We start from the raw sequence: 19,264 nt of genomic DNA, 5'->3' as shown, positions 1-19,264 counted from the left end.
CTCGCTTCGCGCGATCAGCCTGCCCCGCAAGTTCATCCAACTCGTCAGACTTTCTTGATGGCCGTCTTGCCGAACAGGCCGGCCGGCTTGACCGCCAGCACGATCAGCAGCAGCACGAGGCCCGGCACATCCTTGTAGCCGGTGGACAGGTAAAAGCCCGTCGTCGTCTCGGCCACGCCGAGGATGATGCCGCCGACGATGATGCCCATGCCGCTGGTCAGGCCGCCGATGATGGCGACGGCGAAGGCCTTGAGGCCGAGCACCGCGCCCATCGTGGCGCCCGTCAGCGTCAGCGGCGCGATCAGCACGCCGGCGAACGACGCCGTCAGCGACGACAGCGCGTACGAGAACGTGATGACCAGCCCCGTGTTGATGCCCATCAGCTTGGCGGCGTCGCGGTCGTTGAAGGTCGCCACCACGGCCTTGCCGTAGATGGACTTGCGGTTGAACACCTCGACGGCCAGCATCATGCCGACCGCGCCAACGATGACCAGCAGCTCCATCGGCAGCACGTTGGCACCCAGGAACTTCATCGGTGCCTCGGGCAGCGGCGACGGGAACTTCAGGTCGTCGCGGCCCCAGACGTTCTCGGCCACGTTCTTGAAGATGATGCCCAGCGCGATGGTGGACATGATCCAGCCGAACTCGCTCTTGATCTTGAGCGCCGGCCTCACGCCGATGCGCTCCACGACCGCGCCCTGCAGCGCGCCGAACAGGCACACCAGCGGGATCATCAACCAGTAGTTGACGCCCCAGCCTACCAGGCTGAGCCCGACGAGGGCGCCGAGCATCAGCGCGTCACCCTGGCCGAAGTTCAGGGTGTCGCTGGTGGCGAAGGTCAGCTGGTAGCCGAACGCGATGACGGCATAGATCATGCCCAGCGCGATGCCGCTGAAGATGAGCTGAGTCAATATCTGCATGTCAGTCTCGCGCTTGGTGCATTCCCGAGCGACTGCCGTGGAACCGGCTTTGCCGGGCCACTGGCAGTTGCCAAGGCCGGAGGCCTTGTCCTTCACCAGGCACAAACAGTCCACAGGACTGTCTGTGTCCGGGCTCAGCCCCCTGGGGGGCCGGCGAAGCCGGTACGGGGGGTCTCATCACTGGCGCTTCTTCTGTTCGAGCGCGCCCTTGGCGTTGAGGTCCTTGATGCGTACCTCGGAGGCCTTCTTGAAGTCATCCGGATACGCGTAGACGACGCGCTGACCCTTGACCTCGCCGAACACCGGGATGTTGGCGGTGATGGCCTCGTGGTCAGCCTTGGAGAAGGGCTTGTTGTAGGTCGTCACGACGCCCTCGACCGGTGTCTTCAGGTCTTCCAGCGCGGCCTTGATCTTGGGGCCGTCCGTCGAGCCGGCCTGCTTGATGGCGGCGGCCAGCAGGTAGATGGAGTCGTAGCCCTGGGCGGCCGACACCGGCGAGTCGATGCGCGAGTTCTTCGGGTTGAAGGTCTTCAGGTAGTTGATGATGAAGCTCTGGCGCTTGGGCGTCGTGGGCTCCTGGATGAAGGTCTGCGGCATGCGCGCACCTTCACCGCCGGGCCCGGCGTTGTCGATGTAATTGGCCATGGACAGCGTCCAGGAGCCGATCATCGGCACCTTCCAGCCGAGCTTGGTCATGCCGTTGGCGATCTGCGCCAGCTCCGGGCCGATGCCGTAGGTCAGCACCGCCTCGGCGCCGGCTTCCTTGGCCTTCAACAGCTGGGCCGTCATGTCGACGTCCTTGATGTTGAACTTCTCGACGGCGACCGGCGTGATGCCCTTGAGCTTGAGCGCGGCTTCCAGGTCGGCGCGGCCGAGCTGGCCGTAGTTGGTGCTGTCAGCCAGGATGGCGACCTTCTTGAAGCCGCGCTTGGTGACGGCCTCTTCCACGATCATCGGCGCCTGGATGGAATCGTGCGCCGAGTTGCGGAAGATGTAGTTCTCGGGCTGGGCCTCGAACTGCTTGGTGACGATGGAGCCTGTGGCCACGTTGTTCATCACCGGGATCTTGGCGTCCTGGAAGAAGCGCTGCGAGGCCAGGGCCACGCCGGTGTTGATATAGCCGACGGTGGCGGCGACCTTTTCCTTGTTGATGAGCTCCTGGGCGATCTGCACGCCGCGCTCGTTCTTGGCCTCGTCGTCGCGCTCAATGAGCTGAATCTGCCGGCCCAGCACGCCGCCGGCCTTGTTGATTTCGTCGGCCGCCAGACGCACGCCGTCACGCATGCTGACACCCATGGACGAGGAGCCGCCGGTGAAGGGTCCGGCTACGCCAATCTTGATCGGGTCGGCGGCCTGCGCGCCCACTGCAAAAACCGCTGCAGCCACGGCTGTCCAAACCTGCTTCATCGTTGCCTCGTCTCCGTTATGCGATCCACCCAGCGACTTTGCCGGGGCCGATTGCATACGATGCCAGAGCGGCAACGAATTGGGGATATGGAAACCCGGGAGACCCTGAAAGGCCCCGGCTTCAGCTATCTGTCAGCCTTGGGGATTAGGGCGCAGGCTCCGCGGCCACCTCCAGCGCCTCGTGAAGCACGCGGCCCAGCTTCTCGACACCCTCCTTGATGAGATCGGGCGTCAACGTGACGAAGGACAGGCGCAGCGTCCGTGCATCAGGTTGGTGCGCGTAGAAGGCCGCACCGGGCACGAAGGCGATGCCGGCGTCCACGGCCTGGGGCAGCAGGGCCATCGCGTCCAGGCCTGCAGGCAGGCGGATCCAGAAGAACATGCCGCCCTGCGGCGACTGCCATTCGCAGCCGGCCGGCAGGTAATCGCGCAGCGCCTCGGCCATCGCGTCGCGGTTGGCCTTGTAGAGGGCGCGGATGGTGGGGATGTGGCTATCCAGGAAGCCGTCGCGGATGACCTCGTGCACGACGCGCTGGTTGAAGCCCGGCGTGTGCAGGTCGGCGGCCTGCTTGGCCTGCAGCAGCTTCGGGTACAGCTCAGGCGGGGCGATCAGGTAGCCGAGGCGGAAGCCCGGTGTCAGCACCTTGGAAAACGATCCCAGGTAGAGCGAGCCTTCGGGCCACAGGCTGGATAGCGAGGCCGGCGGCGGCTCGTCGAACCAGAGGTCGCCGTAGGGGTTGTCCTCGACGATGGGCACGCCAGCGCGGCGCGAAGCCTCGACGACCTCCACGCGGCGCTGGGCGCCCATGACGCGGCCGGTCGGGTTCTGGTAATTGGGCAGCAGGTAGCTGAAGCGCGTGCCGGGCGCGTCGTGCGGCAGGGCGGCGATGGCCTCGGGGCGCGGGCCCTCGTGGTCACTCGTCAGGCTGGCGAACAGCGGCTCGAAGGGCGTGAAGGCCTGCAGGGCGCCGAGGTAGGTCGGCGTCTCGACGGCCACCGGCGCGCCGGCGTCGCAGAGGATCTTGCCCACCAGGTCCAGGCCCTGCTGGGAGCCGCTGGTGACCAGCACCTGGTCGGGCGAGACCTTCATGCCCAAGGTTGCGACGCGCGCGGCCACCCACTCGCGCAGCGGCGCATAGCCCTCGCTGGCCGCGTACTGCAGGGCCTCGCGCGGGGTCTTGGTCAGCACGCGGTCGCAGGCGGCCTTCAATGCGTCCACGGGGAAGGTGTCCGCGCTCGGCAGGCCGCCGGCCATGGACAGGATGCCCGGCTTCTCGGTGACCTTGAGGATCTCGCGAATGATGGACGGGTTCATTCGCGCGGCGCGGCGCGCTTGGGTCCAGACGGTGCTCATGATGGCGTTACGGTGGATTTCAAAGGAGTCAGCCTAGCATCCAGTCGACGGCAGCACGGGCCTGCAAATCGGTGGAGTCGAACAGCGGCAGGGCGGCAGCGCTTTCAGCCGGCAACAGCAGGCCCAGCTCGGTGCAGCCAAGGATGGCGGCCTGGGCGCCGCGGTCGGCCAGCGCCGCGACCTGGGCGCGCAGGGCCTCCCGCGAGGCCGGCTCGAAGCGGCCGCGGCACAGTTCCTCATAGATGAGCCGGTGCACTTCGGTGCGGCCGGCCTCGTCGGGCGTGATGACCTCGATGTCGAAACGGGCCTTCATGCGCTCGCGATAGAAGCCCTGCTCCATCGTGAAGCGCGTGGCCAGCAGGCCGGCGCGCTTCACGCTGGCCGCGCGCAGCGCCTCGGCCGTCGCGTCGACGATGTGCAGTACCGGCAGGCCGGCGGTGCGTTCGATCTCGGTGGCGACGAGATGCATGGTGTTGGTGGCAATCAGCAACGCCTCGGCGCCGGCACGCTTCAGGCCGGCGGCGGCTTCGCCCAGCACGCGCGCCGCTTCGGCCCATTCACCGGCGGACTGCATCGCCGCAATCGGCGCGAAGTCGACGCTGTGCAGCACCAATTGGGCGCTGTGCAGGCCGCCCAGTCGCGCGGCGACGCCACGGTTGATGAGCGTGTACAGATGCTGGGTCGATTCCCAGCTCATGCCGCCAAGGATGCCGAGTGTCTTCATGCAGCGCCTGCCAGATTCATGCGCCAGCCCCGCGCCGGCTTGGCCTCGACTCTGCGCTTGGGCACGGGCTGCAGCAATTGGAAGGCCGCCTCGGGCCAGGCCTCGACGACGACCTCCTGCCCGGCCGCCAGCGTCAGGCCCTCACCGGCTCGGAGCCAATGGTCGTCGGTACCGCCAGACACCGTCAGCCACAACCGGCCGCTCGTGACGACGAGGCGATGCGGCGCGCGGGCAGCAGCCAGCGTCAACGCCTGGCCGGGTGCGAGTCGAGTCGTGAATCGGTCGTTCATGGGAGCCTCCTTCAGTGAACCGGTTGCCGCTTGCCCAGCCACACGACCGCGAGCACGGCGACGGCGAAGACAACGGTCATCGCGTCCAGCCGCTCGCCCAGCAAGGGCACGGCAAACAGCATGGACAAAAAGGGTTGCAGCACCTGCACCTGGCTGACACGCATCGTGCCGCCCAGGGCCAGGCCGCGGTACCAGGCAAAGAATCCAATCCACATCGAGACCAGCGACACATAGGCAAAGCCGCCCCAGGCCGACGCCGCCACCGGCGCGGTCGGCCGCGTCAGCACCGCCAGCGGCACGGTGATGGGCAGGCTGATGACCAGCACCCAGCAGATCACCTGCTCGGCCGTCATGGCCTTGCTGAGCTTCGCGCCGCTGACATAGCCAGCCGACGCGCAAACCACGGCGCCCAGCAGCAGCCCGTCCGCCATCTCCAGCCCACCCGCGCCGCGCCAGGCGGCAAAGCCGATCACCAGTGCCAGCCCAGCCAACGCGCAAATCCAGAACCCCACGCTCGGCCGCTGGCGCAGCACCAGCGCCGCGATGACGGCCGTGGCCAGCGGCAACACGCCGGACACGACGGACGCATGCACCGCATCCACATGGCGGACCGCAAAGCCCAGCAGCAGCGGCCAGCCGAACACGACGCCCACGGCCGTGAACGCCAGCAGCCGCCATTCGCTGCCGCGTGGCCGGCGCGCCCCGGTGGCCAACAGATAGGCGACAGACAACAGCCCCGCCACCACGGCACGGCCGAAGGCGACGAAGGCCGGGTCCAGCTGCGGCGCCGCGGCGCTGCCGCCGGCCAGGCGCGTCATCGGGATGCTGAGCGCAAACATGACGACGCCGGCAGCACCGAGCAGCAGGCCGCGCGTGGCGTCGGACGTGGTGGTCGTCGAGACCGTGGTGGACGTGGAAAACCCTGGCATGAACTCAGTCTGAGGCATGAAACCGATACAGAACCAGTACAGTTGTTCAGCCACATCACGAATCTGTACTGCCATGCCCACCGGTACACACCCCCCGCTGCAACGCGGCGCCAGCCTGCCGCTGGCCGGCCAACTGGCCGAGCGCTATGCCCAGCGCATCCGCGAACGCCTGCTGCTGCCCGGCGCCCGCCTGCCCTCGGTGCGCGACTGCGCGCGCCAGCACGGCGTCAGCCCGCACACCGTCGTGGCGGCCTACGACCAGTTGCAGGCTGCCGGCCTGCTGGAAGCGCGCCGCCAGCGCGGCTTCTTCGTGCGCGAGAGCCGCCCGGCCACGCCCCGGGCCGCCCCGTCCCGCCCGCTCGCCATGGCCATGCCGCGCCAGGCGCCGATGGACGCCACCGCGCTGATCCGCGGCATGTTCGAGGCCGACGCTGCCCGCTCGCCCGGCCTGGGCACGCTGCCGGCCGACTGGCTGGACCCGACGCTGCTGCAATCCGCCCTGCGCCGCCTGCAGAACGCCGACGCGCAGGCCCTGCAGGTCAGCTACGGCGACCCGAGCGGCGACACCCGCCTGCGCGCCGCGCTCGGCCAGCGCCTGCACGATCTGGGCATCCATGCCAGCCCGGCCCAGATCCTGACGACCAACGGCGCCACGCACGCGCTGGACCTCATCATCCGCACCCAGCTGCAGGCGGGCGACGCCGTGCTCGTCGACGACCCCGGCTGGGCCATCATGTTCGCCCGCCTCACGCAGGCCGGCATCCGCCTGCTGCCGGTGCCACGTTCCAGCCAGGGCGCCCACGGGCCCGACCTGGACGTGCTCGGCGCCCTGGCCGCCGCCCACGCGCCGCGCGCCTACCTGACCGTGTCGGTGCTGCACAACCCGACCGGCCACAGCCTCAACCTGGCCACCGCGCACAAGCTGCTGCGCCTGGCCGACGAGCACGACTTCTTCATCGTCGAGGACGACAGCTACGGCTTCCTCGCGCCCGAGCACCTGCCGCGCCTGGCCGCGCTGGACGGCCTGCGCCGCGTGACCTATGTATCGGGCTTCTCCAAGGTGCTGACGCCGGCCTGGCGCGTGGGCTACCTGGCCGCCGCGCCCGAGCGCCTGCGCGCGCTGACCGACACCAAGCTGCTCGACGGCCTCACCAGCTCGCCCGTGCTGGAGCGCGCCGTGGCCCTGTGCCTGGAGCAGGGCCGGCTGCGCCGCCATGCGCAGCGCCTGCGCGAACGCCTCGACACCGCGCGCCAGCGCGTTGCGGCGCTGGCCACCAAGCAGGGCTTTGCCTGGGCCGCGCCACCGGACGGCCTGTTCGGCTGGCTGGACGTCGGCGTCGACACCGAACGCCTGGCCCAGCCCCTGCTGGACGCCGGCTGGCTGATCGCGCCCGGTGCTCTCTTCAGCGCCACGCGCCAGCCGGGCTCGTTGATGCGCATCAACATGGCCACCTCACAGGACCCGGCCTTCTGGCGTCAGCTGCGCGCGGCCGTGGACGCGCTCGGCGGCAGGGCAGCGCCCCCCTAACTTCGCTGCCCCTTCCCATATTCACGGGACAAGCCACTGGCGCCGGCGCGGTGGCGGGCGTCCACTCAGCGGCATACAACCGCTTGGGAGGGATGCCATGCACCGCTTTCACCTGCGCCTCGGTCATCTGATCGGTGGCCTCTCGCTCGCCCTGGCCGCGCTGCCGGCGTTGGCTGATTTCTCCAGCGACATCACCGTCCAGCTGCTCGCGCCGGGCGGCACGACAAGCGGCGGCCCGGCGCCCATCGTGCTGTCGCAGACCGTCGCCTTCGCCGATCTCGCCAACGGCGTGCGCGCCGCCAATCTGGGCGGCTCGGGAGACGTCAGCGGCTACATGCTCGACAACGAGCAGGTCTTCTTCACCGGCACCATGATCCTGATGCGCGTTGCCGTCGGCGACGCCACGGGCGGCATCCTCTCGACCGGTTATCTCGGCAGCGGCGGCCAGCACGCGCGCTACCAGTTCGACGGCATCACCTTCCCCGGCCGTGCCATCACGGGCATCCTGGTCTATGCCTACGACGGCTTCGCGACCTCGGGCCCCGCCAGCGCGAGCGGCCTGCTCAGCCCCGCCGACCCCACGGTGCTGGTGCACCAGGTGGACGCCGACTCCGTCGCCTTCGACCTCGACACCCTCGTCTTCAAGCAGCGCTTCGCCGGCCAGAGCGACAACTACGCCGAGTTCCGCATCGACCTGCTGACGACGCCCGTGCCCGAGCCGAGTGCCGCCAGCCTGCTGCTGGCCGGCGGCCTGTTGATGCTGCTGCGCCGCCGCCGTGGCTGAGGCCGACGCCTTCACGCTGGCGCGCTTCGAGCCGCTGGTGGGCAGCCGCTTCACGCTGCGGCTGGACGAGGCCAGCGCGCTGCCGGCCCAGCTCGTCGAGGCCCGCGCCGGCCGCGGCACGGCGCCGGACGGGCGCCAGCCCTTCAGCCTGACCTTCGAGGCCCCGGCCGAGCCGGCGCTGCCGCAGCGCATCTATCGGCTGGAACACCCGCGGCTGGCCGCGATGGACATCTTCCTCGTGCCCGTGGCCCGCACGGCCACCGGCCTGCACTACGAAGCCGTTTTCGGTTAGGAGCACCCATGTCGACTCCCTTCCTCGGTGAACTCAAGCTGATGAGCTTCAGCTTCCCGCCCAAAGGCTGGGCGCTGTGCAACGGCCAGTTGCTGCCTATCAACCAGAACCAGGCCCTGTTCGCGCTGCTGGGCACCACCTACGGCGGCAACGGCCAGACCAACTTCGCCCTGCCCGACCTGCGCGGCCGCGCGCCGCTGCACAGCGGTGCCGGCGTCACCCTCGGTGAGAGGGCGGGCCAGGAGGCCGTCACGCTGACATCGGGCCAGTTGCCCACGCACACCCACACGCTGACCGCCACCAGCGACCTCGCCAACGCCAGCGTGCCGGGCGGCGCCGTGCCGGCCGCCAAGCCCCGCGGCGGCATGAACCGCTACGCCCCGGCCGGCAACGACACCGTGATGGCCGCGACCTCACTGGCCAGCGCCGGCGGCAGCCAGCCGCACCCCAACCTGCAACCGTTCACGGTGCTGAGCTGGGTCATCGCGCTGCAGGGCATCTTCCCCAGCCGCAACTGAACGAGGAGAGCCCAGATGTCGACTCCCTACATCGGCGAAATCCGCCTCTTTGCCGGCAACTTCGCGCCCGTCGGCTGGATGTTCTGCCAGGGCCAGACGCTGTCCATCGTGGACAACGACGTGCTGTTCCAGCTGATCGGCACGACCTACGGCGGCGACGGCCAGAGCACCTTCTCGCTGCCCGACCTGCGCGGCCGCGTGCCGGTGCACCATGGCCAGGGGCCGGGCACCTCGCCACGCACGATCGGCGAACTGGGCGGCACCGAAACCGTCACGCTGCTGGCCAACCAGATGCCGGTGCACACGCACGCACTGCGGGCCAGCACGGCCGCGGCCAGCGGCTCGGCACCTGGCGGCGCGCTGCTGGCCGCCACGCCCGTGGCCAGCTACGACCCCAACCCGGCCACCACGGCGATGACTGCCGGCGCCGTCGGCAGCACGGGCGGCACGCAGCCGCACGACAACATGGCGCCGACGGTGGCGCTCAACTACATCATTTCGCTGTTCGGCGTCTTCCCGTCGCCGGCCTGAGGAGCACGACATGTCCGACCCCTTCGTCGCCGAGATCCGCGTGCTGCCCTACAACTTCGCGCCCAACGGCTGGGCAAGCTGCGACGGCCAGCTGATGCCCATCAGCCAGAACACCGCGCTGTTCTCGCTGCTGGGCACGACCTATGGCGGCAACGGCAAGACCACCTTCGCCCTGCCCGACCTGCGCGGCAGCTTCGCGATGAGCGCCGGCCAGGGCCCCGGCCTGAGCGACCGCGATCTCGGCCAGCCTGTCGGCCAGGCCACGGTGACGCTGCTCACCAGCGAGATGCCCGGCCACAGCCACGCGCTGATGGCGGGCAGCACACCCGGCTCCACCAGCCCGGCCGGCAACGCGATGGCCCCGACGGCCAGCGGCAGCAGCGTCTACCGCGCGCCCGGTGCCGCTGCGCCGATGGCCGGCACCGCCATCAGCCCGGCGGGCGCCGGCCAGCCGCACGAGAACCGTCAGCCCTATCTGGCGCTGACCTTCTGCATCGCGCTGCAGGGCATCTTCCCTGCTCGAAGCTGAGACCGCTTCCATGGACTACCGCCTGCGCCCGGCTACGCCTGCCGACGAAGACTGGCAGCTCGCCATCTACGCCAGCAGCCGGGCCGAAGAGATGGCGCTCACAGGCTGGGCCGCCGAACAGTGCCGCCGCTTCATCGCCATGCAGCACCGCGCCCAGCAGCAGCACTACGCGCGGCATTTCCCGCGGTCGGTCTGCCAGCTCATCCTGGTGGACGACGCCGTCGCCGGCCGCCTCTGGCTGGACGAGCGGGCCGACAGCCTGCACATCCTCGACATCACGCTGCTGCCCGCCTGGCGCGGTCAGGGCCTGGGCACGCGCTGCCTGCGGGCGCTGGCCCGCGAGGCCCAGGCGCGCGAGCGGGGCCTGAGCATCCAGGTCGAGCTCCACAACCCCGCCCGGCGGCTCTACGAGCGGCTGGGTTTTGTCGCCGAGGGCGCGCCCGAGGGCCTGTACCAGGCCATGCGGCGCCCCGCCACCCGCCCGCAAACCGAGGAGTGCCTGCCGTGATCAACAAGCGCGATTTCCTGAAGGGCAGCGCCACCGCCGCTGTCGCCAGCGTGGGCACCACCGCGGTACTGGCTGCCATGCGCCCCAGCCTGGGCGAGCAGTCGGGCCTGGCCAGTTGGCGGGCCCACGTTGGCCAGCACTTCGAGGTGGATGGCCACGCGGTCGTGCTGCAGGCCGCCACGCCCAAGCCCGGCCGCCACCCGGGCGAACAGTTCAGCCTCAGCTTCACGGGCCGGCTGCCCGGCGACATCGGCGACGGCTTGCACCTGCTAACCGGCCAGGCCGGCGAACCGGTCGCGCTTTACCTTGCACGCACGCCGGGCGGTCTGCGCGCGGACTTCTGCCGTTTGCAAGGCTGACGAAAAGTTCTCCTCTCCTGAGAGGTTTGTCACGGGACCGGTCCACGGCCCCCTGCAAAATTCGCTCTGTCTGATGCCGCTCCGGCCGCGGCACCCGAAGTGACATGAGTGATCCCTTGAAATTTCTCGTTGTAGACCCCCTGGCCGGTGTTCAGACCTTTGCGCGGCAACTGCTGCAAGGCCATGGCTTTGCGGCCGACAGCATCCTCTGCTGTGCCGACACCGACGCCGCGCTGGCGCAAGGCTTGATCTTCAAGCCGCATTTCCTCATCACCGACTGGTTCGCCAAGGCGCCGCTGACCGGCATCCAGCTCTACCAACGCCTGCGCGAAGTGCAGCCGGCGCTGCACCTGTCGCTGCTGAGCTTCGAGGTCACGCCCGAGCACCAGTTCGAGGCCGAGGCCCATGGCGCCCACTTCCTGCTGAAGAAGCCGTTCACGGCCGAGCAGCTCAAGGCCGAGATGACGCGCTCGCTGGAGGCGCTGGCCAAGAACTCGCCCGGCTTGCACGGTCAGGTGCGCGACGTGATGCGCCAGGCTCGCCCGTCACCGCGCGTGCCGCTGCCCGCCATCCCGGCGCCGCCGGTCATCAAGCCCGGCGACAGCGTGCGCTACAAGGGCCAGCGCCATGTGGCGCAGTACGTCGTGCACCGCACAGGTGAGACGGTCGTTCAGCTCAAGGGCGTGGCAGCGTTGATCCCGCTGCACGAGCTGCAGCCGGGCTGATCAAGCCCAGAGGCTGACCGCCATCAGCAACGGGTAAGGCAGCGCCACCGTCGGGCGCTGCGCGCTCTTCAGGTATTGCCCCACCAGCCCCAGGCCACGCGGGCGACGGGTGGCCCAGTCGCTGTGCAACTGCATAGCCGCGGCGTCTGCACCGGCATTCAGGGCCCGCTCGATGGCCAGCAGCCGGTCGCCCAGCCGCCCCTGGAACGTCTTCAGCACGCCTTCCTGCAGCCACAGCAAGGCCAGCAGCGGCAATGTGACCCGCGGGTCCGGCACCAGCACGACGGCGGCGAAGCCGCTGAGCTTCACGCCCAGCGCCAGGGCCTCGTAGCGCTCATGCTGGCCCTGCAAGGCCAGCCACTCCTGGTGCAAGGCGTTCATTTGGCTTCGAGCACTTCCCAGCGGTCCATCAGCGTGAGCAGCTCGGCGTCGATATCGGCGGCGCGGTCAGTCACCTCGGCGATGCGGGTGGCGCCCTGCGTGTAGAGCTCGCTGCCGGCGATCAAGGCGTTGAGCTGCTTCTGCTCGGACTCCAGGGCGGCGATGGCCTTGGGGATCTCGTCCAGCTCGCGCTGCTCCTTGTAGCTGAGCTTGCGCTTGGTGGCGACGACCGGCGCGGGCTCTGGCGCAGCGGGCGGCGGCGTGGGCGCAGCCGCGGGCTTGGGTGCCGCCTGCGCCTGCAGGGCCGCGGCGCGCCTGGACTGCGTCAACCAGTCCTGCACGCTGCCCTCGTACTCGCGCCAGCGCGCATCGCCCTCGTAGACGATGGTGGACGTGACGACGTTGTCCAGGAAGCGGCGGTCATGGCTGACGAGGAAGACCGTGCCGTCGTACTCGGCCAGCAGTTCCTCCAGCAGCTCCAGCGTCTCGATGTCGAGGTCGTTGGTGGGCTCGTCCAGCACCAGCACATTGGCCGGCCGCGCGAACAGGCGCGCCAGCAGCAAGCGGTTGCGCTCGCCACCTGAGAGGGTGCGCACCGGTGAATTGGCCCGCGCCGGCGAGAACAGGAAGTCGCCGAGGTAGCTCTTGACGTGCTTCTTCTGGCTGCCGATCTCGATCCACTCCGAGCCCGGGCTGATGGTGTCGGCCAGCGTGGCGTCGAGGTTCAGCGTGTCGCGCATCTGGTCGAAGTAGGCGACCGTCATCTTCGAGCCCAGGCGGACGGCACCGGTGTCGGGCGCCAGCTCGCCAAGGATCATCTTCAGCAGCGTCGTCTTGCCAGCGCCGTTGGGGCCGATGAGGCCGACCTTGTCGCCGCGCAGGATGGTGGCGGTGAAGTCGCGCACGATGGTGCGCTCGCCGTAGCTCTTGCCCACGTCCTCCAGCTCGGCCACGATCTTGCCGCTGGCGCCGCCGGTGTCGATGTCCAGCCTGACCTTGCCCTGCACGTCACGGCGAGCCGCGTGGGCCTGGCGCATCACCTCCAGGCGCTGGATGCGGGCGACCGAACGCGTGCGACGGGCTTCCACGCCCTTGCGGATCCAGACTTCTTCCTGCGCGAGCAGCTTGTCGAAGCGGGCGTTGAACAGCGCCTCGTTCTCCAGCTCATAGGCCTTGGCGGCCTGGAAGGCGGCGTAGTTGCCGGGGTAGCCGCGCAGCTGGCCGCGGTCCAGCTCGACGATGCGGTTGGCGACGTTGTCCAGGAAGGCGCGATCGTGGGTGATCAGCAGCAGCGAGCCCTTGAAGTCGTTCAGCAGGCCTTCCAGCCAGGTGATGGCGTCCAGGTCCAGGTGGTTGGTGGGCTCGTCCAGCAGCAGCACATCGGGCTGGGCCACCAGCGCGCGGCCCAGGGCTACACGCTTCTTCAGGCCGCCGGACAGGCTGCCGACGAGGCGTTCGCCGTCCAGATCCAGTCGGTGCAGCGTTTCTTCGACGCGCTGCTCCCAGTTCCAGGCGCCGATGTGCTCGATGCGCTCCTGCACCCAGGCCAGGTCGTCGTTCTCGTCGTGGATCTCGTAGCGCTCACGCAGCGCCTTGGCCTCGGCCACGCCCTCGCTGATGACGTCGAAGATGGTCGCGTCGCCGCGCAGGATGGGTTCCTGCGGCACATAGACGTTGGTGAGGCCTTGTTGCTGCTGCAGCAGGCCGTCGTCGAGCTTCTCGAGGCCGGCGAGGATTTTCAGCAGCGAGGACTTGCCGGTGCCGTTGCGGCCGATGAGGCCGACGCGCTCGCCGACTTCGAGGGAAAAACCGGCACCATCGAGGAGGGCCACGTGGCCGAAAGCGAGGTGGGCGTTGGTGAGGGAGAGGACTGCCATCCCCTGATTGTCCCCTGGCGACTCAAATCACCCGCGATGGCTGCCCCGCGCGGCTGCGGCGCCAGGCCGCCGGCGGCTCGCCGTATTCGCGGCGAAAGGCACGGCTGAAGGCCGTGTCGGTCTGGTAGCCGACCTCCTCGGCAATGCGGGCCAGCGGCGCATTGCTGCCGGCGAGCAGGTTGGCCGCCAGCAGCATGCGCCAGTGCGTCAGGTACTGCATCGGCGGGCTGCCCACCAGTTGCAGGAAGCGTTCGGCCAGCACGGTCCGCGAAGTGCCCGCCGCGCATGCCAGGTCCTCCACCGTCCACGGCCGGGCCGGCTGTTCATGCAGGGCCTGCAGGGCGGCGCCGACGATGCGGTCCCCCACGGCCGCGAGCCAGCCGGTGCGGTCGGGCGGCTGCCCGTTCATGTACAGCCGCAGCACCTCGATGAACAGCACCTCGGCGAGCTTGGCCAGCACGCCCTCACCACCTGGGCGCGGCGAGCGGGCCTCGGCCAGCGCGTAGCGGATGGAACTCTCCAGCCACGCCCCGGAACTTGAGCCGCGCACGTTGACGTGCACCAGCGGCGGCAAGCCGGCCAGCAGCACGCGCGCCAGGCGTGTGTCGCAGGCCAGGTAGCCGCACATCAGTTGCGTCTCGGCGCCGCCGCCGCCGTGGCTCAGCAGCCGCGGCCGGCGCGCCAGCAGGCGGTCGAGCCGCGCGCCCTTGGCGGCCGGCAGGGCCGGGTCGGACGCCATGCGGTGCGCATCGCCGTGGGGGAAGACGATGACGTCGCCCGCGGTGAGCTTCACCGGTGCGGCGCCGTCCAGCGTCACGTGGCATTCGCCCTGGGTGATGAGGTGGAAGATCACCACCCGCTCGGCATTCGGTTCGAGCAGCGGGGCGGCGAGGTCGGCATGGGGTGACTGGTAGCACCAGGGCGCGGTGAATTTGCCCTGCAGAAAGATCGCGCCGACCAGGCGCACCACGCGCAAGGTGTGAGACAGCGCGTCCATCAGCGCGTCTCGGCCCTGGTCTCGTCCACCTCGATGTCCAGCGTCAGGGGCACCGGCTGCCGCAACGCCGCCGGCACGGGTGAGCGCTGGCAGCTCTGCTCGACCAGCTCGCGGGTTTGCTCATCCGTCAGGCCCGCGACCGAGATGCGGACATGCAGCGTCATCACCGCAGGCCCCGCACCGACGGCTTGCCCGTCCGCATCGGCCAGCCCCAGCAGGCCGCGCGTGTCGGAGCGGCTGGAGACCCAGGCGTCGAGCGCCCGCAGCTCCAGCCCTCGCGCGGCCGCGTTCATGACGATGCAGGTGACGGCGCAGGAGGCCGTGCCCGCCCGCAGCAACCAGCCCGGCGTCACTCCTTCGCCACTGCCGCCGAGTTCGCGGGGCATGTCGGTGTCCAGGCGCAGGCCGCTGTCGTGCAAGGCCGAAATGCGCAGGCCGCCTTCCCAGCGCACCCGCGCGGGCGCGTCGTCGTGCAGGCCGAGTTCCGGCCGCTTGCGCATGACGGCAGCCACGCGCTCCAGCGCGGTGGCAATGTGATGCAGGGCCATGGCCAATCTCCGTCCGCAACGTCGATCGATTATGGGCGCCAGCCTGCGTGCGCCCGCCTGGGGGGCCGGACGCTCGGGCAGGAAATGCGGGCGTCCGGGCAGGACTCGGGCGCCGCGGAGCGCGAAGCTGGCGGCCTCGCCATCCGGAGACACCCCATGAACGCACCACTCGACCTCGCCGCCCTCAAAGCCCGCCAGCAAACCGCCTGGGCCAGCGGCGACTACGCCGTCATCGGCACCACCCTGCAGTTGGTAGGCGAACAGCTCGCCGAGGCCTGCGACCTGCGCTGGGGCGAGCAAGTCCTCGACGTCGCCGCGGGCAACGGCAACGCCAGCCTGGCCGCCGCACGCCGCGGGGCCACGGTCACGTCCACCGACTACGTCGACGACCTGCTCAAGCGCGGTGCCGCCCGGGCGGATGCCGAACGCCTGCAGATCGAGTTCCGCGTCGCCGACGCCGAGGCCTTGCCTTTTGCTGATGCGAGCTTTGACGCAGTGTTGTCGACCTTCGGCGTGATGTTCACGCCGGACCAGCCCAAGGCCGCCGCCGAGCTGGCGCGCGTCTGCCGGCCCGGCGGGCGCATCGGCCTGGCGAACTGGACGCCTGAGGGTTTCATCGGCCAATTGTTCAAGGTGATCGGCCGCCACGTGCCGCCGCCGGCTGGCGCGCAACCGCCGTCGCTGTGGGGCAAGGAGTCGCACTTGAACGAGTTGTTTGGCGACTCGGTGAAGGACGTCTCCGTGATCCGGCGGCACTTCCAGTTCCGCTACCGCTCGCCCGCGCATTTCGTCGAGGTGTTCCGTACCTGGTACGGCCCGGTGCACAAGGCCTTCGCCGCGCTGGGGCCGGAGCAGGGCGCGGCGCTGGAGCGGGACCTGAAGGATCTGCTGGCCACGCTGAACCGAGGCGGCACGGACAGCCTCGTCGTGCCGAGCGAGTACCTGGAAGTGGTGCTGACGCGCCGCTGAACCCGGCCGTCCGGCGCCCTAGACGACGCGCAGCGCCGGCGGCTGCGCGGCCTCCAGGTGCTCGGCCACCTGCTCCATGACGGCGGGGTCGTTGAGCAGGCGGCGGTGGCCCAGGTTCTCGGTCATGTGCAGGCGGCCCGCGCTCAGGCCGGCGAGCAGGGTCTCGCTGCCGGCCAGCGGCGCGGTCAGGTCGCCACGGTCATGCACCAGCAGCGTTGGCTGGTTCACGCGCAGGCTCAGCCAGCTGGGCTCGAAGTGCCCCAGCGACGCACCTTCGCGCTGCTCAAAGTGGCCGCGCATGCGCGCCGCCAGGCTCTCGCTCGTGCCCATGGCCTGGGCGAACCAGCGCAGGAACTGCCAGGGCGCCGGCGCCAGCGCGATCAGCGCGGCGCGCCGCACCGGCAGGCCGCGCGCCAGCGCGTGGGACATGGCCATCGCACCCAGCGAATGCGCGACAACGCCCTCCCACGGCCCGAAGCGGGCGGTGACGGCAAATATCGCCCGCACCCACTGCAACAGATTGCTGCGCCAGCCGCTGCTGCGACCGTGGGCGGGCAGGTCCAGCAGCACCGGCTCGAAGCCTGCGGCCGCCAGCGTGTCGGCCAGCGGCCGCATCTGCTGGGCGTCACCCGCCCAGCCGTGAGTCAGCAGCACCTTGGGGCGACCCGGTTCGCTGAGCTGGAGATCACTGCGCTGCCAGACGCTGATGTGCCCGCCTTCGAAGGGCAACTGGCGCTCCACCCAAGGGCGCGGCACGGCGCGCGAACGGGCCAGCCATTTGGTGGGCATGGGCGTGAAGAAGATGCCCAGCGCCAGGCGCGTGCCGAGCGTGGGCGAGACGTGCTGCAGGCCGCGCAGCAGGGCGGCGATACCGCGCGCAGCGGGCGAGGCGAAGAAGGCGGCGGCGGGGTTGTGGGCAGTGGTCACAGTAGCTCCATATTTCGCACGACCGTGCGACGAAAAAGCAAACGAAAAACCGAGGGCATGCGGTCGCCTCAGGGCACAGGGCTTGGGATGGGCGGCAGGCTGTCGTTCAGCAGCCGCTGCCAGGCGCGCTCGGCACGCTCAGGCGCGCGCGGGTCGCGCAGGAAGCGGGCGTCGTGCAGCAGGATGGTGAAGATGGCGTCCATCTCGAACACCATCTGCTCGGCATCGAGGTCGGCGCGCAGGTGGCCGGCTTCCATGGCCTGCAGCACGGTGCGGCGCAGCGTGGCGCGCCAGCGCAGCACGCCGTCCAGCAGGTGTTCGCGCACGGGGCCTTCGCGGTCGTCATACTCGAAGGCGCCAGCCGTGTAGAGGCAGGTCTTGTGGCGGTCGACGTCGCTGGCCCAGAGCAGCCAGCGGCGCATGACGGCCTGCAGCCGCGGCAGGCCGCGCGCCTCGCCCATGGCGGGCACGAAGACGGTCTGCACGAAGCGCTTGTCGAACTCCAGCAGCACGGCCACCTGCAGCTGCTCGCGGGAGCCGACGCGCGAGAACACGCCGCTCTTGGACAGGTCCAGCCGCTTGGCCAGCTCACCGATGCTGATGCTCTCCAGCCCTTCGGTGACGGCCATGTCCAGCGCCGCGCCGACGATGGCGGCCAGCGTGGTCTCGGCGCGTTCGCTGCGGGTTTCCATGGCCGAAATTTAGCACGACCGTGCGGAAACCCCATCGCGCAGTCAGGCTATTTCGCCATGTGCTGATTCACGACGTCCAGCACTTCCTCCGGCTCTTCGGCCTCGGCCGGGGTTTCGTTGTTCAGCACCGCCTGCATGCGTGCCGTGTCGAGATCACCCGTCCACTTGCCGACGACGACGGTGGCCACGCCATTGCCGATCAGGTTGGTCAGCGCCCGCGCCTCGGACATGAAGCGGTCGATGCCCAGGATCAGCGCCAGCCCCGCCACCGGCACGCCGCCCACCGCCGACAGCGTGGCCGCCAGCACGATGAAGCCGCTGCCCGTCACGCCGGCCGCGCCCTTGCTGGTGAGCAGCAGCACGCCCAGCAGCGTGAGCTGCTGCGTCAGCGTCATCGGCGTGTCGGTCGCCTGGGCGATGAAGACGGCCGCCATCGTCAGGTAGATGGAGGTGCCGTCCAGGTTGAAGGAGTAGCCGGTCGGGATGACAAGGCCCACCGTGGACTTGCGCACGCCCAGGTTCTCGAGCTTGGCCATCATGCGCGGCAGCACCGACTCGCTGGAGGAGGTACCCAGCACGATGAAGAGCTCTTCCTTGATGTACTTGATGAACTTCCAGACCGAGAAGCCATGCACCTTGGCGATGGTGCCGAGCACGATGAAGATGAAGATCAGGCAGGTGGCATAGAAGGCGCCCATCAGCTTGGCCAGCGAGACGAGCGAGCCCAGGCCGTATTTGCCGATGGTGAAGGCCATCGCGCCGAAGGCACCGATGGGGGCGACCTTCATGATCATGCCGACGATGGCGAAGAGCACGTGCGAGGTCTTCTCGATGCCGTCGAACACCAGCGTGCCGCGGCCGCCGAAGCGGTGCAGCGCGAAGCCGAACAGCAGCGCGAACAGCAGCACCTGCAGCATCTCGCCCTTGGCGAAGGCGTCCACCACCGTCGTGGGGATGATGGCGAGCAGGAAGTCCACCGTGCCCTGCAGCTTGCCCGGCCCGGTGTAGGCGGCGATGCCCTTGGTGTCCAGCGTCGATGGGTCCACATGCATGCCTTCGCCCGGCCGCAGCACGTTGACGACGACGAGGCCGACGATGAGGGCCACGGTCGACACGATCTCGAAGTACAGCAGCGCGTAGCCGCCGGTCTTGCCGACGCGCTTCATGTCCTCCATGCCCGCGATGCCTACCACCACCGTGCAGAAGATGATGGGGGCGATGATCATCTTGATCAGCTTGATGAAGCCATCGCCCAGGGGCTTGAGCGCCTCACCCGTCTGCGGCCAGAAGTGGCCGACAAGAACGCCGATGACGATGGCCGTGATGACCTGGGCGTAGAGGGATCGGTAGATGGGCGGGCGCCCGGTGGGGGTGGCTTGCATGCGCGTCTCCATCAGTTCTTCGAACGGAACTCGGTTTGGCGGCAGCTTAGGCGCGAACGCGGGCGGTGGCGACTGTGGCTTCCCACATTTGCA

At 69.5% G+C, this 19,264-nt stretch carries 23 protein-coding genes; 10 read left to right on the top strand and 13 right to left on the bottom strand.

What is annotated here, in order from left to right; genetic code table 11:
- Nucleotides 1–44 precede the first annotated feature (44 nt).
- From AC07V5_RS06845 to AC07V5_RS06820, 6 genes are all read right to left on the bottom strand, one after another.
- On the bottom strand, nucleotides 45–920 hold the full coding sequence (locus AC07V5_RS06845) for a branched-chain amino acid ABC transporter permease (RefSeq protein WP_495114882.1): 876 nt from the start codon (nucleotides 918–920) through the stop codon (nucleotides 45–47).
- A 177-nt stretch (nucleotides 921–1,097) separates the two neighbouring features.
- Complete coding sequence (locus AC07V5_RS06840) at nucleotides 1,098–2,327, bottom strand: ABC transporter substrate-binding protein (RefSeq protein WP_495114881.1); 1,230 nt, start codon at nucleotides 2,325–2,327, stop codon at nucleotides 1,098–1,100.
- A 145-nt stretch (nucleotides 2,328–2,472) separates the two neighbouring features.
- Nucleotides 2,473–3,681: an aminotransferase-like domain-containing protein gene (locus AC07V5_RS06835; protein WP_495114880.1), complete on the bottom strand. Its 1,209-nt coding sequence runs from the start codon at nucleotides 3,679–3,681 to the stop codon at nucleotides 2,473–2,475.
- 28 nt (nucleotides 3,682–3,709) lie between these two features.
- A complete protein-coding gene (locus AC07V5_RS06830; RefSeq protein WP_495114879.1) occupies nucleotides 3,710–4,405 on the bottom strand; it encodes an aspartate/glutamate racemase family protein in 696 nt (231 codons plus the stop codon).
- Nucleotides 4,402–4,695, bottom strand: coding sequence for a DUF2917 domain-containing protein (locus AC07V5_RS06825; protein WP_495114878.1), 294 nt, complete (start codon nucleotides 4,693–4,695; stop codon nucleotides 4,402–4,404). Before AC07V5_RS06825 ends, AC07V5_RS06830 begins: the two co-directional genes overlap by 4 nt.
- 11 nt (nucleotides 4,696–4,706) lie before the next feature.
- Nucleotides 4,707–5,624 carry a DMT family transporter gene (locus tag AC07V5_RS06820; RefSeq protein WP_495114877.1) on the bottom strand — a complete coding sequence of 306 codons (918 nt, stop codon included), beginning with the start codon at nucleotides 5,622–5,624 and terminating at the stop codon, nucleotides 4,707–4,709.
- A gap of 73 nt (nucleotides 5,625–5,697) precedes the next feature.
- Here AC07V5_RS06820 and AC07V5_RS06815 point away from each other — a divergent pair, with 73 nt between their 5' ends.
- The 9 genes from AC07V5_RS06815 to AC07V5_RS06775 all read left to right on the top strand — a co-directional run bounded on the left by AC07V5_RS06815 (nucleotide 5,698) and on the right by AC07V5_RS06775 (nucleotide 11,398).
- Entirely contained in the window at nucleotides 5,698–7,152 is a 1,455-nt protein-coding gene (locus AC07V5_RS06815; protein WP_495114876.1) for an aminotransferase-like domain-containing protein, read from the top strand.
- 97 nt (nucleotides 7,153–7,249) lie between these two features.
- Nucleotides 7,250–7,936: a PEP-CTERM sorting domain-containing protein gene (locus tag AC07V5_RS06810; RefSeq protein WP_495114875.1), complete on the top strand. Its 687-nt coding sequence runs from the start codon at nucleotides 7,250–7,252 to the stop codon at nucleotides 7,934–7,936.
- On the top strand, nucleotides 7,929–8,228 hold the full coding sequence (locus AC07V5_RS06805) for a DUF6916 family protein (RefSeq protein WP_495114874.1): 300 nt from the start codon (nucleotides 7,929–7,931) through the stop codon (nucleotides 8,226–8,228). Before AC07V5_RS06810 ends, AC07V5_RS06805 begins: the two co-directional genes overlap by 8 nt.
- Before the next feature lie 8 nt (nucleotides 8,229–8,236).
- A complete protein-coding gene (locus AC07V5_RS06800; RefSeq protein WP_495114873.1) occupies nucleotides 8,237–8,746 on the top strand; it encodes a phage tail protein in 510 nt (169 codons plus the stop codon).
- Between the two features lie 15 nt (nucleotides 8,747–8,761).
- Entirely contained in the window at nucleotides 8,762–9,277 is a 516-nt protein-coding gene (locus tag AC07V5_RS06795) for a phage tail protein (RefSeq protein ID WP_495114872.1), read from the top strand.
- A gap of 10 nt (nucleotides 9,278–9,287) precedes the next feature.
- On the top strand, nucleotides 9,288–9,806 hold the full coding sequence (locus AC07V5_RS06790; protein ID WP_495114871.1) for a phage tail protein: 519 nt from the start codon (nucleotides 9,288–9,290) through the stop codon (nucleotides 9,804–9,806).
- A 10-nt stretch (nucleotides 9,807–9,816) separates the two neighbouring features.
- Nucleotides 9,817–10,314, top strand: a complete 498-nt coding sequence (locus AC07V5_RS06785) for a GNAT family N-acetyltransferase (protein WP_495114870.1) — start codon at nucleotides 9,817–9,819, stop codon at nucleotides 10,312–10,314.
- Nucleotides 10,311–10,673: a DUF6916 family protein gene (locus tag AC07V5_RS06780; RefSeq protein ID WP_495114869.1), complete on the top strand. Its 363-nt coding sequence runs from the start codon at nucleotides 10,311–10,313 to the stop codon at nucleotides 10,671–10,673. The genes AC07V5_RS06785 and AC07V5_RS06780 overlap by 4 nt, the downstream gene beginning before the upstream one ends.
- 116 nt (nucleotides 10,674–10,789) lie before the next feature.
- Nucleotides 10,790–11,398 carry a hypothetical protein gene (locus AC07V5_RS06775; RefSeq protein ID WP_495114868.1) on the top strand — a complete coding sequence of 203 codons (609 nt, stop codon included), beginning with the start codon at nucleotides 10,790–10,792 and terminating at the stop codon, nucleotides 11,396–11,398.
- On the opposite strand, the gene AC07V5_RS06770 is transcribed toward AC07V5_RS06775, so the two are convergent.
- The 4 genes from AC07V5_RS06770 to AC07V5_RS06755 are packed head-to-tail and all read right to left on the bottom strand — an operon-like array spanning nucleotide 11,399 to nucleotide 15,201.
- Nucleotides 11,399–11,779 carry a hypothetical protein gene (locus tag AC07V5_RS06770; RefSeq protein WP_495114867.1) on the bottom strand — a complete coding sequence of 127 codons (381 nt, stop codon included), beginning with the start codon at nucleotides 11,777–11,779 and terminating at the stop codon, nucleotides 11,399–11,401.
- Nucleotides 11,776–13,656 (bottom strand): ATP-binding cassette domain-containing protein, encoded by a 1,881-nt coding sequence (locus tag AC07V5_RS06765; protein ID WP_495114866.1) that lies wholly within the window; start codon nucleotides 13,654–13,656, stop codon nucleotides 11,776–11,778. The genes AC07V5_RS06770 and AC07V5_RS06765 overlap by 4 nt, the downstream gene beginning before the upstream one ends.
- Before the next feature lie 22 nt (nucleotides 13,657–13,678).
- Nucleotides 13,679–14,653, bottom strand: a complete 975-nt coding sequence (locus AC07V5_RS06760; protein WP_495114865.1) for an AraC family transcriptional regulator — start codon at nucleotides 14,651–14,653, stop codon at nucleotides 13,679–13,681.
- A complete protein-coding gene (locus tag AC07V5_RS06755) occupies nucleotides 14,653–15,201 on the bottom strand; it encodes an OsmC family protein (RefSeq protein WP_495114864.1) in 549 nt (182 codons plus the stop codon). The genes AC07V5_RS06760 and AC07V5_RS06755 overlap by 1 nt, the downstream gene beginning before the upstream one ends.
- 156 nt (nucleotides 15,202–15,357) lie before the next feature.
- On the opposite strand from AC07V5_RS06755, the gene AC07V5_RS06750 reads away from it, so the two are divergent.
- On the top strand, nucleotides 15,358–16,170 hold the full coding sequence (locus tag AC07V5_RS06750; protein ID WP_495114863.1) for a class I SAM-dependent methyltransferase: 813 nt from the start codon (nucleotides 15,358–15,360) through the stop codon (nucleotides 16,168–16,170).
- A gap of 18 nt (nucleotides 16,171–16,188) precedes the next feature.
- On the opposite strand, the gene AC07V5_RS06745 is transcribed toward AC07V5_RS06750, so the two are convergent.
- From AC07V5_RS06745 to AC07V5_RS06735, 3 genes are all read right to left on the bottom strand, one after another.
- Nucleotides 16,189–17,097 (bottom strand): alpha/beta hydrolase, encoded by a 909-nt coding sequence (locus tag AC07V5_RS06745; protein ID WP_495114862.1) that lies wholly within the window; start codon nucleotides 17,095–17,097, stop codon nucleotides 16,189–16,191.
- A 68-nt stretch (nucleotides 17,098–17,165) separates the two neighbouring features.
- Nucleotides 17,166–17,789 (bottom strand): TetR/AcrR family transcriptional regulator, encoded by a 624-nt coding sequence (locus tag AC07V5_RS06740; protein ID WP_495114861.1) that lies wholly within the window; start codon nucleotides 17,787–17,789, stop codon nucleotides 17,166–17,168.
- A gap of 47 nt (nucleotides 17,790–17,836) precedes the next feature.
- Entirely contained in the window at nucleotides 17,837–19,171 is a 1,335-nt protein-coding gene (locus AC07V5_RS06735; protein ID WP_495114860.1) for a dicarboxylate/amino acid:cation symporter, read from the bottom strand.
- Nucleotides 19,172–19,264: the final 93 nt, after the last annotated feature.

It is taken from the genome of Roseateles sp. GW821-FHT02E12, from assembly GCF_059421665.1.
Note: the sequence above shows the minus strand (reverse complement) of the source record. Positions and strands in the feature narration are given on the sequence as shown.

Coding starts and splice junctions, on each gene's coding strand:
- AC07V5_RS06845 (WP_495114882.1), bottom strand. CDS start 920: ATGCAGATATTGACTCAGCTCATCTTCAGCGGCATCGCGCTGGGCATG.
- AC07V5_RS06840 (WP_495114881.1), bottom strand. CDS start 2,327: ATGAAGCAGGTTTGGACAGCCGTGGCTGCAGCGGTTTTTGCAGTGGGC.
- AC07V5_RS06835 (WP_495114880.1), bottom strand. CDS start 3,681: ATGAGCACCGTCTGGACCCAAGCGCGCCGCGCCGCGCGAATGAACCCG.
- AC07V5_RS06830 (WP_495114879.1), bottom strand. CDS start 4,405: ATGAAGACACTCGGCATCCTTGGCGGCATGAGCTGGGAATCGACCCAG.
- AC07V5_RS06825 (WP_495114878.1), bottom strand. CDS start 4,695: ATGAACGACCGATTCACGACTCGACTCGCACCCGGCCAGGCGTTGACG.
- AC07V5_RS06820 (WP_495114877.1), bottom strand. CDS start 5,624: ATGCCAGGGTTTTCCACGTCCACCACGGTCTCGACGACCACCACGTCC.
- AC07V5_RS06815 (WP_495114876.1), top strand. CDS start 5,698: ATGCCCACCGGTACACACCCCCCGCTGCAACGCGGCGCCAGCCTGCCG.
- AC07V5_RS06810 (WP_495114875.1), top strand. CDS start 7,250: ATGCACCGCTTTCACCTGCGCCTCGGTCATCTGATCGGTGGCCTCTCG.
- AC07V5_RS06800 (WP_495114873.1), top strand. CDS start 8,237: ATGTCGACTCCCTTCCTCGGTGAACTCAAGCTGATGAGCTTCAGCTTC.
- AC07V5_RS06795 (WP_495114872.1), top strand. CDS start 8,762: ATGTCGACTCCCTACATCGGCGAAATCCGCCTCTTTGCCGGCAACTTC.
- AC07V5_RS06790 (WP_495114871.1), top strand. CDS start 9,288: ATGTCCGACCCCTTCGTCGCCGAGATCCGCGTGCTGCCCTACAACTTC.
- AC07V5_RS06785 (WP_495114870.1), top strand. CDS start 9,817: ATGGACTACCGCCTGCGCCCGGCTACGCCTGCCGACGAAGACTGGCAG.
- AC07V5_RS06770 (WP_495114867.1), bottom strand. CDS start 11,779: ATGAACGCCTTGCACCAGGAGTGGCTGGCCTTGCAGGGCCAGCATGAG.
- AC07V5_RS06765 (WP_495114866.1), bottom strand. CDS start 13,656: ATGGCAGTCCTCTCCCTCACCAACGCCCACCTCGCTTTCGGCCACGTG.
- AC07V5_RS06760 (WP_495114865.1), bottom strand. CDS start 14,653: ATGGACGCGCTGTCTCACACCTTGCGCGTGGTGCGCCTGGTCGGCGCG.
- AC07V5_RS06755 (WP_495114864.1), bottom strand. CDS start 15,201: ATGGCCCTGCATCACATTGCCACCGCGCTGGAGCGCGTGGCTGCCGTC.
- AC07V5_RS06750 (WP_495114863.1), top strand. CDS start 15,358: ATGAACGCACCACTCGACCTCGCCGCCCTCAAAGCCCGCCAGCAAACC.
- AC07V5_RS06740 (WP_495114861.1), bottom strand. CDS start 17,789: ATGGAAACCCGCAGCGAACGCGCCGAGACCACGCTGGCCGCCATCGTC.
- AC07V5_RS06735 (WP_495114860.1), bottom strand. CDS start 19,171: ATGCAAGCCACCCCCACCGGGCGCCCGCCCATCTACCGATCCCTCTAC.